Origin of the sequence: Streptomyces sp. NPDC058671 (assembly GCF_042716475.1) — a bacterium.
Lineage (GTDB): Bacteria > Actinomycetota > Actinomycetes > Streptomycetales > Streptomycetaceae > Streptomyces.
Window position 1 is genome coordinate 90,546 of the sequence record NZ_JBHXSA010000011.1, and the last position, 13,694, is coordinate 104,239.

Genomic DNA, 13,694 nt, shown 5'->3' on the forward strand with positions numbered 1-13,694 from the left:
AGCGCCCGGCCGGGAGTCCGTACAGGAGGAGGAGTCCGTACAGGAAGGGGTTCGTATCGGGGTCCTCCGTACGAGAGCCCCAAGGCCGGATGCCCCCGGGAACCTGTCGTGGTCCTGGGGGCATCCGGTCGGTGCGGGCCGTCGCTCAGCAGTTCGGCAGACCCGAGTCCCGCTCGTCGTTGCCGCCTCCGACGAGGAAGATCTCGCTCATGTACGCGGACGGGGCCATACCCACCGCCGGGGTCTTGACCCACCAGGTGTGCCAGTAGGCGCCGTAGGTCGCACGGCCGCCCTTGACCTGGCACTGCACTCTGAGGAAGCCGTCGGTGGGCGACGTGGCGATGACCGGGGCCTGCGGATCGGGGGCGGACCGCAGGTTGACGTTCGAACCCCAGATCGGGCACCGGAACATGCCCCGGTAGTCCGGGTCGGGGGTGCAGGGCGCCGAGTCGGCGGCCTGCGCGGACGAGGTGAGGGCGGGGGAGAGGAGCAGCCCGGCGGCCAGAGCGACCGCCGCGACCCCCTTCGTGCCGGCGCGGAAGCGGCTCAGGGGGACGGTCAGCACTGGTTCACCCCCGGCAGCCACGAGGCGGGGTGGTCGATGTAGATGTTGGTGATGTAGCCGCCGAGCGCCGGGATGTACGACCAGGCGTCGTTGGTGTAGCCCTCGGCGGTGACCGAGTCGCCGCGCGTCTGGCACTGCACGTAGACCGCGGTCGGCCCGGTCAGCGTGCGTACGACCGCCGCGTTCAGGCGCGGCTCCTGGCGCACCCGCACCGAGGTGCCCCAGGTGGTGAAGTTGGTGCCGGGCGTTCCGCTGCCCGGGGTGCACGGCAGGTTCACACCGCGCGCTGCCAGGTAGGGCACGGGGTCCATACCTCGGGTGCTGGCCGTGGAGGAGTGCGCCTCGAAGTGCAGGTGCGGCCCGGTGGACTGACCCTCGGAGCCCATGCGCGCGATGAGCTGGCCGCTGTTCACCCGCTGGTTCACGGAGACGAGACGCTCGTACATGTGGCCGTACTCGGTGACGGTGCCGTCGTCGTGCCTGATGCGGATCCACTGGCCGTAGCCGCTGGCGGTGCCGGAGACGATGACGGTGCCGGCCCCGGTGGAGTAGATCGGCGTACCCCGGTTGTTGGCGATGTCGACGCCGTCGTGACCGGAGTGGTACCCCTGGGTCACCGTGCCGGCGGTCGGGCAGGATCCGGTGGCCGCGGCCGCGGCGACCGGGGTGGCGCCGGCCGTGCCGGCCGCGAGCGGGACCAGTCCGGCCGCGACGACGGTGGCGACGAGCAGGCCGATGGACTTGGCGCGCGTGAGTGTGCGCATGGCGGAGTCTCCTCTGTGAGCGATAGCGGTATGAGCGACGTCGGGTGTGCGTGGTGTCGGGTGCGTGAGGGACGTGGGGTGCCGACCCCGTGGATCAGCAGGTGGGAACCCCGGGCAGCCAGGCCGCAGGGTCGTTGATGTAGATGTTCGAGATCCAGGCCTTGTACTTCGGCAGGTAGGACCAGGCGTCGTTGGTGTAGCCCTCGGCGGTGACCGACTCCCCGTGTGCCTGGCAGAGCACGTCCACGGCCGTGGGGCCGGGCAGCCGGCCCACGGGAGGCTGCCGGGTGCTGGGGTCGGGACGCAGGCCCACATCGGTGCCCCAGGTCATGAACCGCTTGGTGCCCGTGGGCGGCTGCTCGGCGCCGGCGATGCGCAAAGCCCCCGCGTACTGGGAGTTGATCCGTACGTCACTGACCATCACGAGCGTCCCGGACTCCCGGGCCTCGATCATCTTGCCGTTGCCGAGGTAGATGGCGATGTGATGGACGCTGCCGAGGTTGGCCGGGTCCGTCCCCCACAGCAGCAGGTCGCCCGGCTGCAGCGGAGCGATCCCCTGGGCGCGGGTGAACCGGGCGGTGGCCCCGCTCCACCGTGCCTGGTTCCACGTCCCCTCGGGCAGGGCGATGCCCGCTCCCTGCCACGCCGCGTACTGAACCAGGTGCGAGCAGTCGAAGCCCTTGACCTGGCTGTCGTGGGCGCCGGGGCCGCCGCCGGGGTAGTCCTGGCCGTACGTCGGCCCGTGGACGGAACCGCCGCCCCACGAGTACGGCACCCCGATCTGCGAGCACGCGGCGTTGACGATCGCCTGTGCCTGGGCGGGCGCGTCCGCCAGGGGACGGCAGGCGGTGGAGGCCCCGGCCGTCGAGGAGACCGGCGACGAGGCGGCCATCGCCGTACCGGTACATGTCAACGCGGTGGCGAGCAGCAGTCCTCCCGCCGTCGCGAGAGTGCGGTTGGTGCGGCGCATGGGGTTCCCCCTTGGGTGGTCGGTGCGATGTGCGCGGGTGCGTACGGATCGGCGGCGTTCGGCAGTCGGTCGAGCTGCGTCGTGCAGCCGTCGTGGGTGGTGGTCGGTGGGTTGTCGGTGGTCGTCGTGGAGGAGGCGGCCCGTGCGGCGGCTGGTTCCTAGGTGTCGAGCGCGGCGCGGATCTTGGCGAGGCCTCGCATGCGGTTGCGCTGGACCGTGCCGCGGTGGGCGCCGAGCCGTTCCCCCGCCATGTCGTGGGTCAGGCCCTCGATGTCGACCAGGATCACGGCCGCCGCCTCCTTGGGAGAGAGCCCGCGCAGCAGCGCGGCCGTCACCGCCTCGGCCTCCCGCCTCGCGAAGCCGCCGTCCCAGCCGTGTTCCGGCAGCCGGTCGGTGCAGCGCTCCTGACGCGAGGGGTGCCGCCACAGGTCGCGCAGCAGGTTCAGCGCCGCCGCGCAGGTGTAGGCGTACGGCTGCTGTTGACGCGTCAGGGTGCGGGCACGTGCCCGGCGGGAGAGTCTCAGGTACGTCTCCTGCAGCAGGTCGTCGGCGTCGTGCGGATTGCCGGTCAGGGCCAGCAGCCTGCGCCGCAGCCTCGGCATCACGGCGGTGAAAGCCTCGTCGAACTCGCTGGCGGTCATGTGGTCGGTGAAGGCCGCCGGCGACGTGCTCGGCGTCGTGGTGCAGGAGGTCTCGGACGACGTGGTCATCGTCGTCGCGATGCAGGTGTGCTCCACGGTGTTCCCCCGGGGTCCGGCTGTCTCAGACTGTGGTTGGGCTCAGGGAGGCGGGACCGTACTTGGCCGTCGGCGCTTCGGTCAGGAGCGCCCAGTACCGGTCCCCGTACGACCAGTGCCACCACTCGGTGGGGTAGTTGACGAACCCCGCGGCCGTCATGGCCCGGCTCATCGCCGCCCGGTTGGCACGGGCGTCGGCGTCGATGTTGAGCGCGGCGGTGCGGCAGCCGCCCTCGCTCTCCTCGGGGGTGGCGTTGACCTCCGTACCGAGGGACAGTTCGGCGCCGTCGTCCGTGCACAGCGTCAGGTCCACCGCGCCGCCGCTGACGTGCGGGGCGACCTCAGGGGGCGAGATGTACGCACTGGCCAGCTCGCGGATCCGGTCCGCTCCGGCGTCCGGGTGCGCCGCGCGCAGCGTCGCCGCGTACTCGTCGAAGTAGCGGCGCTGCAGGGCGGGCGGCCGGAAGCCCTCCACCATCAGCAGGCGGATGCCCGGAGGCAGCGCGTCCTGTGCGAGCAGGAGCCGGCGCAGCACGTCGGCCCTGAGATGGGCGTACGAGCCGTCGCGGTCGGTCTGCCGCGTGTCGACCCGCAGTCCGGCGAACTCCCTGGCGTCGAGCAGGGGTTCGCCGTTCTCGATGACACGCGTGGCGGCGACCCGGGGGTCCGAGAGAAGGATGATGTCCGTCACGCTCACAGCGTGGAGGCGGGCGATGCAGGATCGATGCAGATCCTCTGCAGGACGGATGCAGCGCCGGGAACGGGCCACCCGCACCGGCAGACCTGATGGGTTCCGGCCACCCCGTAGGCCACATCGGCCAGGTGTGAAACCGGCTGTCCGATGTCCGGCGTGAGTGTCCCTGGGGGCCGATAAATTGTCCCCGACTGCGGAAACGTGAAATCGGGGGACACGGTGGACGTTTGCCTTCTGGGCCCGGTCGAGGTCTTGAGCGGGGGCCGCCGGATCGCGCTGAACGGCGCCAAACCGACCGTGATCCTCGCGGCCCTCGTCGTGCATCTCGGTGAGGTGCTGTCCGTCGAGCGGCTGGTCGACCTCGTCTGGGAGGAGGAGCCGCCCGCCACCGCGCGGGCGCTCGTCGCCTCGCACGTCTCCGGACTGCGCCGGTCCCTGGCAGGTACGGAGGGCGCGGACGCCATCCGTACCCGCTCCCCGGGTTACGTCGCCGAGTTCCCGCCCTCCGCCGTGGACGCCCGGTGTTTCGAGGAGGCGTGCGCGGCCGGCCGGAAGGCGGCCGCCGCCGGGCGGGCCGAGGAGGCCGTCGAGATCCTCCAGGCGGCGTCGCGCCTGTGGCGCGGCCGGGACGCCCTGGAAGGGCTCGGTCAGTCCTTCGCCCGGGTGGAGGCGATGCGCCTGACGGAGCTCCGGCTGGAGGCGGCGGAGTTCCGCTTCTCCGTCGAACTGGACCTGGACCGGCGTACGGATCTCGTCTCCGAACTCGTCGCCCACGTCGCCGCCCACCCCCTCCGGGAGCGCCCGCGCGGCCAGCTGATGACCGCCCTGTTCCGCGCCGGCCGGATGCCCGACGCCCTGCGCTGCTACGACGAGGGCCGCCGTCTGCTCCGTACGGAACTGGGCGTGGACTGCGGCCCGGAACTGCGCGCGCTGCACCAGGCCCTGCTCCGGGCGGACACGACGGTGCTGGGAGCGCCGGCTGCCCGGAGGACCAAGCCCGCCGGGAAGGGGCCCGTGCTCGCACCGGCGGTGGTTCCCCCGCGCCCGGACGAGGACACGGCGCCCCGCCGTTCCGAGCGGCCCCACGACGACAGGGGCCATCCGGCGCCCACTCAACTCCCTCCCGACGTGGCCGACTTCATAGGCCGCACCGAGCAGACGGCCTGGGCGACCGCCCTTCTGGAGGGGGTGCGCGACCCGCTGCGCACCGCGCCGCCCATCGGGGTGATCTCCGGCCGGTCGGGCACCGGCAAGACCGCCCTGGCCGTCCACGTGGGCCATCGCACCGCCGCGCTCTTCCCCGACGGACAGCTCTTCGTCGACCTGCGGGCCTCCGACTCCGAGCCGGTACGGACGGCGGACGCCCTGGCCCGACTGCTGCGCGCCCTCGGGGTGGACCCGGAGAGCCCGGCGCGCGACGAGGAGGACCTGCTCGGGCTGTACCGCACCCACATCGCGCGCCGCCGGGTCCTGCTCATCCTCGACAACGCCGTCAGCGAGGCCCTGCTGCGCCCGCTGCTCCCGCCGGGCGGCGGCTCGGCCGTGCTGATCACCGCCCGGCGCCGGCTGATCGCGCTGGAGGGCGCCGCCCACCTCGATCTGGGAGTGCCGTCCGAGACGGAGGCGCGGGACCTGCTGGCCCGCGTGGCCGGCCCGGCCCGGCCCGCCCTGGAGCCCGACCGGGCCGCCGAGATCGTCGCGCTGTGCGGCCGGCTTCCGCTCGCCGTCCGTATCGCCGGTGCCCGTCTCGCCGCCCGCCCCCACTGGACCCCGGCGCGGCTCGCGTCGCGCCTGAGGGACGAGCGCCGCCGACTGGACGAACTGCAGGCGGGCGACCTGGAAGTGCGCGCGAGCCTCGGACTTGGCTACGCGGACCTGGACAAGCAGGAGCAGCGCGCCCTGCGCCGACTGGCCCTGATGGATCTGCCGGACTTCGCCGCGTGGGTCGCCGGGCCGCTCCTGGACGTGAGCGAGGACGACGCCGAGGACGCGGTCGAACAACTCGTGGACTGCCACTTCGTGGAGGTCGTGGCCACCGACGAGACGGGCAGGACGCGCTACCGCATCCACGATCTGGCGCGCGAGTACGCCCGGGAGCGCTGTCTGGCCGACGAGGCCAGGGAGGAACGGGAGGCGGCGGTTCGCAGACTGGTCGCCCGCTGGCTGGACATGGCCCGCGTCGCGGCGGCCCACGGCCCGGGCGGCGCGTCCCGTCTCCTCCCGGTCACCACGACGGCCGGGCGGGCGCGGGCCGCGGACGGGGCCGTGCGGGGCGCGGGCGACCTGGCGCGGTCCGTGGAAGGGGCGGTGCAGGTCACGGGCGGGGTCGTACGGGGCGCCGACGGGGCGGTGTACGTCGCCGGCGGGTCGGGCCGGGGCGCGGAGGTCTCGGACGGGCCGGCCCCGCCGACGGACGCGTGGGCCCGCCTGAGGGACGAGCCGGCCGCGTGGTTCGCCGCTGAACAGCCCTGTCTGCTGGCCGCCGTCATCCACTGCGCGGACCACGGAATGTACGACGCCGCCCGCGAACTCGCCGCCACCCTCATGGCCGCCTCAGTGGCCCTCTACAACCGTTTCGACGCCTGGTCCCGTTCACACGACGTGGCCCTCGCGGCGGTGCGCCGTGGCGGGGACGTCGAGGGCGAGGCCTGGTTGCTGAACGGTCTCGGTCAACTCCGTCTGGAGCAGGACCGCTTCGACGAAGCGTACGCGTTCTTCGCCCTGGCGCTGCGGCTGTTCGAGGAGCGATCCGTACGCATCGGCTGCGCGGACGCGCGAGCCGGCATGGGTGCGGCCCGCCGCGAACAGGCGCGCTTCGACGAGGCGCTGCCCCTGCTGACCTCGGCGCTCGAACAGTACCGGGAGCCGGAGGACACCACGTCCATGGCCCATGTGCTGTACGGCATCGGGTACGTGCACCGCGAGCAGGGCCGCGACGACGAGGCGTGGGAGGCCCTCTCGCGCGCCCACCGTCTGTACGTCACCGCCCGGGACCGGCACGGCGAGGCCCTCGCGCTGCGCTCACTTGGCCTGTGCCACCGGGCGCGGGGGGACCTGGCGGGTGCGGAGCCCCTCCTGCGGCAGTCCCTCGCCATCTTCGAGGAGACGGACGACGCCTTCGGCATCATGTACGCGAGCCAGTCCCTGGCCAAGGTCGAGTTCCGGCAGGGCCGGATGACCGAAGCCAGGCAGCGGCTCGACCGGTGTCTGGAGATCACCCGCGAGCGGCAGGACCTGTTCGGCGAGGCCCTCGTCCTGCGCACCATCGGTGAGTGGCACCTCGTCGCGTCCGACTGGGAGACGGCGACCGCGACCCTGCGGCAGGCCCTGGGCCTGTGGGACGAGCTGCAACTGCCGCTGTGGCGTGCCCGCACCCTGCGCGATCTGGCCCGCGCCGCCCTGGCCCGGGGCGAGACCGGAGCGGGGCGTGAGCTCGAGCGGGAGGCGTACGAGGTCTTCCACAGGCTCGGCACCCGCGAGGCGCTGGAGCTCCCGGAGCCGGGGGACGCTCCGGGGCCCTGAGGCGGCCGCCGTACGACGAGCGCCGCGGCGCCGTACTCATACGAGAGGGGACCACCTCCCGTCGCTGGTGTGAACGGCGGCACCCGCCGCCCGCGCCCTCCGCCGGAAGAGGCCTCCACCATGACGAACCCGTCACCACGCATGCTCAGAGGGCTGACCACGGCCTTCCTCGTCGCCGCCGCGGCGCTGGCCGGTCCCGCGACCGCGACCGCGACGGCGACCGCCACCGCGCGGCCGGCCGCCGCGGCGGCGACGGACTTCACGGATGTCCACGTGTGGGCGACCGGCGTCAACGTCCGCAACGCCGCCTCGGGAGCCCCCTTCGAGCAGTGCAAGACCTTCCCCTCCCGCCAGAACTGCCAGGTCGTGGCGACGGTGTCCCAGACCACCGTGACCGCCTACTGCCAGAAGCGGGGAGAGCTCATCAGCGACTCGGGCTACAGCAGCCGGTGGTGGACCTACCTGGAGTCACCGAGCCGGCACTGGGGCTGGGTGAACAACGTGTACATCACGGGCGACGAGCATCTGGCACACGTCAGCGACTGCCCGTTCTGACAGGGAACGCCCTCGCGAAGGTGGCCCGCGACACGGTCATACGGACGCACCGCCCCTTCCGTCGTACAGCCGAACAGCAAGCATCCACCACAACGGCAAAGGGCAGGACCATGGCGAAGCGATCCACCAGGCTGACGGCAGTGGGACTGGCGCTCGGCGCGGCCGTCTCCCTGCTCGGCGCGGCCGGCAGCGCGGAGGCCGCCGCGCAAGGCGTGAACACCACCGTCCAGGCCGGCAGCAACATCCGGGCGGCCGCCACCACGAACAGCCGGCTCGTCGGCACCACCGAGTTCCTGAGCACGGCGTACATGGAGTGCTACACGCGCGGCCAGTACGTGAGGGTCGGCAACTACGGGACCGACGTCTGGTACTACGGCAACGTCTTCGACGACGACGCGACACCGGCGCACTCCTACGGGGACGTGTGGGTGTGGGGCGGCAACGTGAACGTGGGCGCCGACCCGGCCCCCGGCATCCCCCGCTGCTGACCGACACGCCCCGCCGCCCTCCCGCGCCCCACGCCCCCGAGACCTCCGTCGTGTACGGATGCCCGGGGGCGCGGTCGCGTCCGGGACGAGGCACGGCAGGGGACCTACCGTGCACGAGTCGCGGCCCGCGACCCTCGCGTCGTGATGGCCAGTCCGGCAGACGGGTCCGCCGCTCGTGTCGTCGTCCCTGCGCCCCTCAGCCAGGTGAACGAGAAGAGGGCGGCACCGGCCATGACGACGGCCGCGCCCACGGCTGCGAGGTTCATCCCGTGTGTGAAGGCGTCACGCGCGGCCGCCAGTACGGCATCCGCGGACCCGTCCGTCAGCTGGGCCGCGGCGGCCGTCGCGCCGCCCAGCGTTTCGCGGACGGCTTCGGCCTGCGGTACTCCCGAGGGCAGCGCTCCGGCCATGTCCCGGGTGTATACCGCCGCCCCGATGGATCCGAGGATCGCCATGCCCAACGCCCCGCCGAGCTCCTGGCCCGACTCCAGCACGGCCGCGGCTGATCCCGCACGCTCCGGCGGGGCCGCGCCGAGGGCGAGTTCGTTGGCGAGGATCATGGCGGCGACCAGGCCGCCCACGTACAGGGAGACGCCGGCGAGGGTGAACCAGAGTGCCGAGTCGGGGCGCACCTGGGTCAGCCAGAGGAACCCGCAGGCGGAGAGGAGGAAACCTCCGCCCATGACGTACGCGCGGTCCACGCGCCGTGCGAGCACGGCTCCGGCCGGGGCCATGACGGCCACTCCCGCGGTCGGCACCAGGCTCCACAGCGCGGCGGTGAACGGGCTCAGGCCGAGGACGGACTGGAGGTACTGGGTGAGGAAGACGGCCATCCCGACCGTGGCGAACATCGCGAGGAGATTGGCGAACACCGGGCCGCCGAAGGTTCGCCGGCCGAGTAGTTCGAGGTCGATCATCGGATGCGCGAGGTGCTTCTGCCGACGTACGAAGACGAGTCCGAGCACGAGCCCCGCGCCGATGGCGAGGACCGGCAGCGGCTCGTAACCGTGCCGCGCCACTTCCTTGACGCCGTAGATGAACAGGAGCACAGCGCCGAGGGACAGCACCGAACTCGGCAGGTCGAAGCGCTCGCGCTTCGGCGACGTGAACTCCGGCACCAGGAACGGCACCAGCACGAGCAGCAGCACCATCGCGGGCAGGTTGATCAGGAAGACCGCGCCCCACCAGAAGTGCTCCAGCAGCAGACCACTGACCACGGGCCCCAGTGAGATGCCCATCGTCATGACGGCGGTCCACAGGGTCACCGCCTTGCCACGCTGCTTCTCATCGTGGAAGAGGTTACGAATCAGGGCGAGGGTCGAGGGCATCAGGGCGGCGCCGCCGAGACCCAGCAACGCACGCGCGAAGATGAGCAGTTCAGCCGTGTGCGCGTACGCGGCGGCGACCGAGGCCGCTCCGAAGAGCACCGCTCCCGCGAGCACCAGGCCGCGCCGGCCGATCCGGTCGCCGAGCGCACCCATCGAGATGAGCAGCCCGGCGAGGACGAAGCCGTACATGTCGAGGATCCACAACTGCTGCGTCGCGCTGGGCTCCAGGTCCTGGCTGACGTAGGGAATCGCGAAGTACAGGACCGAGACGTCCATCGAGACGAGGAGCAGGGGCAGCATCAGGACGCCCAGGGCGGTCCATTCCTTGCGCCCCGCGCGAGGGTGGGGTGTGTTCTCCATGCCCGGCAGGAAAGCGGGGACTGGCGTACGCCGCAAACACGTACCTAGTGCACCCCACCAGGTCCCGGCTTTGAACAGGCCGAATGCCCCATGAGTGCACTAGTACAGTGCGGTCATGGCAATGGAACCGCCCTACCTCCGCATCGCCGGCGCCATCCGTCGGCGTATCGACTCCGGTGAGCTGGAACCCGGTGCCCGCGTCCCTTCCACTCGGAGCATCACCCAGGAGTGGGGCGTCGCCATGGCGACCGCCACGAAGGTGCTCGCCACCCTGAAGCAGGAGGGTCTGGTGCGGGCCGTACCCGGTGTCGGCACCGTGGTGGTGGAGCCCGGACGAGAAGAGCCCCTGACTCCCCACCACGGGCTCAGCCGGGAACGGATCGTCCGAACCGCGATGGCTCTCGTCGACGCGGAAGGGCTCGCCGCGCTCTCCATGCGCCGAGTCGCCACCACGTTCGGCGTCTCCACCATGGCGCTCTACCGCCACGTCCCGAGCAAGGGGGAGCTCGTACGGCTCATGGCCGAGACGGCGTTCAACGGAGAACCGCCGGGGTCGCGACCGCACGGCTGGCGCGCGCAACTGGAACGTGAGGCACGCTGGTTGTGGGGTCTGTACCAACGCCATCCCTGGCTGGCACGAGCCATGGCCGCCCTCACCCGGCCCATGGTCTCGCCCCACGCGATGCGCTTCACGGAGCGCGTCCTCAGTGCCCTGACCGGCCTGGGGCTGACACCGACCCAGATGATCCACGTCCACCTCACCCTTCTCGGGTACGCGCAGGGCGTCGCGGCGGCGGTCGAGCTGGAGTCGCAAGCGCGGCAGGACACCGGCATGACGCCCGAGGAGTGGATGACCTCCAACGAGCCGCGGATGGAGACGATCCAGACCGCCGGGTCCCACCCGATCCTGTTCACGCTCTTCGACCAGGAGGGGTTCGACCTCGAACTCGACACCCTCTTCGAGTTCGGGCTCGCGCGGATGCTGGACGGAGTCGAGTCACTCATCGGGCGATCCGGAGGTGGGAGCTTCTAGTTCTGCTGAGCCCGCACCTGGCATCCGACGCCCGTGCGCCGAGTACGACCACCGCAGCACCGTGCCGAACCGGGCCGGCCTCGCCACAGATCCAGGTCGCCCCACCCCGGCGGCAGCACCTGCGCAAGGACGCCGACCTCACCGAGTGCCACCGCTGCGCGGCCCACGCCCGCGCCCTTCCTGATCAACGTGGCCCGCTTATACGATGGTCGGCCGCACCACCGGAACTGCGACACGGCGACGACGCCGTGGGCGAGGGGGCGTCGTGTGGCGTCGTAAAGGTCCGAACCGATCCGGCCTGCGCCGGCAGCTCCGCACGGCGCGCGTCCTGTTCGACAGCGGCGACTTCGCCGCGGCGGAGGTGCTTCTGCGCCGCCTGCTGCCCGACTGCGAGGCGGAGCTGGGAGCGAACCACGAGGAGACCATCGGCCTGCTCGACCTGCTCGGCTCCACCCTCTACCAACAGCGCAGGGCGGCTGCGTCCGCACAGATCGCCCGCGAGGCCACCGACCGTGCGGCCCGCGTCTGGGGGCCCGACGCCCCCGCGACCCTCGACTGCGCCCACAATCTCGGCGCGGCCCTGGCCATCCAGGGCGACGTCTCCGCGGCCGTCGCGGTTCTCGACGACACCTGGCAGCGCCGCGTCCGCCGCCTCGGAGCAGCCCACGAATCCACCCTCACCACCGCCAACACCCTCGGCGCGACCCTCTTCGCCGCGGGCCTCCGCCGCGACGGCCTCACGGTCCTGCGCCGCGCTCACGCCGAGAGCGCGGGCCTGCCGACCGGGCATCCGGTGCGTGTGGACATCGCCGACACTCTGCGGATCGCGGAACGGAACGCGGACGGCGGGCGATCAGGGTCATAGCGGGTTACGGCGCTCTGAGCGACGGCCGACCACCCCGTATGGGTGGATCATGATCCATGGTGACAGGCCATGCAGCCGCTGACGTCCCCCCTGCCTTGGTCAACCCTCCTCACCGGAGTCCTTCTGGACATCGCGGCGTGGTTTACGCGCTCCGGAATCAGTGGCGGCATATCGGAAAACACCACTCGGATGCGTCCCCGTTGGAGCTACGACCACAAAGGTTCACCAGGGGGCGCAATTCGCCCCGGGGTCGGAGAGAATTCCCGGCGCACTGTCCAGAAGAACAAGAGGAACGATCCGTGCGACCAAGATTCTTCGGCGTGACCGCATCAGTGGCCACATTCGGACTGCTGGGCTCCCTCGTCACCGCCTGCGGCTCGTTCGAGAGCGGCGGGACGACGCTGCGCCTGGTGGTCCCCGAGTACGGCGACAGCCCGACGACCAGCTCCAGGGCGTACTGGGACGGGTTGACCAAGGCCTTCACCGCCGCCCACCCGGGCAAGAGGGTCGAGGTGACGATCCACCCCTGGGCCGACGTCGACCGTGAGGTCACCCGCATGGTCAAGGAGAACAACGCCCCGGACGTGGCCCTGATGGGCGCGTATTCCGACTTCGCCGCGCAGGGCCGTCTCTATGCCGCCAGTGAGGTCATGTCGATCAGGACGGAGGCGAACTTCCTGCCTGCGCTCGCGGATGCGGGATCGGTCGACGACACCCTCTACGGCTTCCCGTTCGTGGCCAGCAGCCGACTGCTCTTCTACAACGCGGAATTGTTCGAGAAGGCGGGGGCGAAGGCGCCGAAGACCTGGTCCGACCTGAAGGACGCGGCCACGGCGCTGAAGGAGGAGGGCGTGCTCTACCCCTACGCCCTGCCGCTCGGCCCCGAGGAGGCACACGCCGAAGCCCTGATCTGGGAACTGAGCAACGGCGGCGGGTACACCGACGACCGCGGCAACTACAGCCTCGCGTCCGAACGGAACACCCAGACGTTCCGCTGGATCAGGGACAACCTGGTCTCGCCTGCGCTGACCGGCCCCGTCCCACCGGCCGAACTCAACCGGAAGGACGCTTTCGCGGCCTTCCTGCGCGGCGACGTCGGGATGCTCAACGGCTATCCCTCCCTCCTCCACGAGGCCCGGGAGAAGGGCATGAAGGTGGACACCTTGCGCATGCCGGTGTCGGACACCCTGGACACCGAGGAGACCCCGCCGGCTGTGGGCGTCGCCGACTGGATGATGGCCTTCAAGCACGGCGACAATCGGGAACTGGTGGGCCTCTTCCTCAACTTCGTCTACGAGGACGAGAACCTCGCCGATTTCGCCCGGCGTTACCACCTGTTGCCGTCGACGGTGACCGCTGCCGAGGCGTCCCAGGACGCGGCGGCGGATCCCGGCGTCGACCAGTTCCTGGGTGCGCTGCGCGGTGCCCGGCTCTATCCGGTCGACGATCCGTCCTGGCTGCAGGTCAGCGACACCGTCAAGCGGAACATCGGCAAGGCGGTGGCACCGTCCGCCGAACCGAAGGTCGTACTGGAGCGCATCGCCCAGCAGGCCCGGGCCGCGGTGCAGCAACGACAGCCGTGACCGTACGCCCGCCCCGCGTCCGGTCCGGGGCGACGATGCCGCCCGGGTCGAACGACTCAGCGTGTGGGGGCCGAACGGCTTGTCACCGCTCTCCGGTGAACGGGCCACCGGGCCCGGCCCTCCATGCGAGGTCCGGGCCCGGCACGTGTCCGGCTTCTTCAGCCGGTGCCGCCTCGTGGGGCGGGCCGTAGCGGCACGAGCGGTGAGTGCCGGCACTTCCCGGCCGCACA

12 protein-coding genes are annotated in these 13,694 nt (G+C 71.7%); 6 read left to right on the plus strand and 6 right to left on the minus strand.

Features of this window, described 5'->3' with window-relative positions; genetic code table 11:
- Window positions 1–145 precede the first annotated feature (145 nt).
- The 5 genes from ACFWV2_RS16225 to ACFWV2_RS16245 form a co-directional block, all read right to left on the minus strand.
- On the minus strand, window positions 146–565 hold the full coding sequence (locus ACFWV2_RS16225) for a hypothetical protein (protein ID WP_384405670.1): 420 nt from the start codon (window positions 563–565) through the stop codon (window positions 146–148).
- Window positions 559–1,329, minus strand: a complete 771-nt coding sequence (locus ACFWV2_RS16230) for a M23 family metallopeptidase (RefSeq protein WP_384405671.1) — start codon at window positions 1,327–1,329, stop codon at window positions 559–561. The genes ACFWV2_RS16225 and ACFWV2_RS16230 overlap by 7 nt, the downstream gene beginning before the upstream one ends.
- Before the next feature lie 94 nt (window positions 1,330–1,423).
- Window positions 1,424–2,299 (minus strand): C40 family peptidase, encoded by an 876-nt coding sequence (locus ACFWV2_RS16235; RefSeq protein ID WP_384405672.1) that lies wholly within the window; start codon window positions 2,297–2,299, stop codon window positions 1,424–1,426.
- Window positions 2,300–2,457: 158 nt separating this feature from the next.
- On the minus strand, window positions 2,458–2,940 hold the full coding sequence (locus ACFWV2_RS16240; protein WP_384405777.1) for an RNA polymerase sigma factor: 483 nt from the start codon (window positions 2,938–2,940) through the stop codon (window positions 2,458–2,460).
- Between the two features lie 121 nt (window positions 2,941–3,061).
- On the minus strand, window positions 3,062–3,727 hold the full coding sequence (locus ACFWV2_RS16245; RefSeq protein ID WP_384405673.1) for a M15 family metallopeptidase: 666 nt from the start codon (window positions 3,725–3,727) through the stop codon (window positions 3,062–3,064).
- Between the two features lie 255 nt (window positions 3,728–3,982).
- Here ACFWV2_RS16245 and ACFWV2_RS16250 point away from each other — a divergent pair, with 255 nt between their 5' ends.
- From ACFWV2_RS16250 to ACFWV2_RS16260, 3 genes are all read left to right on the plus strand, one after another.
- The gene (locus ACFWV2_RS16250; protein ID WP_384405674.1) at window positions 3,983–7,252 is read left to right on the plus strand and encodes a BTAD domain-containing putative transcriptional regulator; all 3,270 of its coding nucleotides are present in this window, start codon (window positions 3,983–3,985) and stop codon (window positions 7,250–7,252) included.
- Window positions 7,253–7,372: 120 nt separating this feature from the next.
- Window positions 7,373–7,807 carry a hypothetical protein gene (locus tag ACFWV2_RS16255; protein ID WP_384405675.1) on the plus strand — a complete coding sequence of 145 codons (435 nt, stop codon included), beginning with the start codon at window positions 7,373–7,375 and terminating at the stop codon, window positions 7,805–7,807.
- A gap of 110 nt (window positions 7,808–7,917) precedes the next feature.
- A complete protein-coding gene (locus tag ACFWV2_RS16260; protein WP_384405676.1) occupies window positions 7,918–8,295 on the plus strand; it encodes a hypothetical protein in 378 nt (125 codons plus the stop codon).
- Between the two features lie 104 nt (window positions 8,296–8,399).
- Here ACFWV2_RS16260 and ACFWV2_RS16265 read toward each other — a convergent pair whose 3' ends face one another.
- On the minus strand, window positions 8,400–9,983 hold the full coding sequence (locus ACFWV2_RS16265; RefSeq protein WP_384405677.1) for an MFS transporter: 1,584 nt from the start codon (window positions 9,981–9,983) through the stop codon (window positions 8,400–8,402).
- Between the two features lie 115 nt (window positions 9,984–10,098).
- Here ACFWV2_RS16265 and ACFWV2_RS16270 point away from each other — a divergent pair, with 115 nt between their 5' ends.
- The 3 genes from ACFWV2_RS16270 to ACFWV2_RS16280 all read left to right on the plus strand — a co-directional run bounded on the left by ACFWV2_RS16270 (window position 10,099) and on the right by ACFWV2_RS16280 (window position 13,464).
- Window positions 10,099–11,016 (plus strand): TetR/AcrR family transcriptional regulator C-terminal domain-containing protein, encoded by a 918-nt coding sequence (locus ACFWV2_RS16270; RefSeq protein WP_384405678.1) that lies wholly within the window; start codon window positions 10,099–10,101, stop codon window positions 11,014–11,016.
- 265 nt (window positions 11,017–11,281) lie between these two features.
- Window positions 11,282–11,881: a tetratricopeptide repeat protein gene (locus ACFWV2_RS16275; protein WP_384405679.1), complete on the plus strand. Its 600-nt coding sequence runs from the start codon at window positions 11,282–11,284 to the stop codon at window positions 11,879–11,881.
- A gap of 320 nt (window positions 11,882–12,201) precedes the next feature.
- Window positions 12,202–13,464 carry an ABC transporter substrate-binding protein gene (locus ACFWV2_RS16280; protein ID WP_384405680.1) on the plus strand — a complete coding sequence of 421 codons (1,263 nt, stop codon included), beginning with the start codon at window positions 12,202–12,204 and terminating at the stop codon, window positions 13,462–13,464.
- Window positions 13,465–13,694 lie beyond the last annotated feature (230 nt).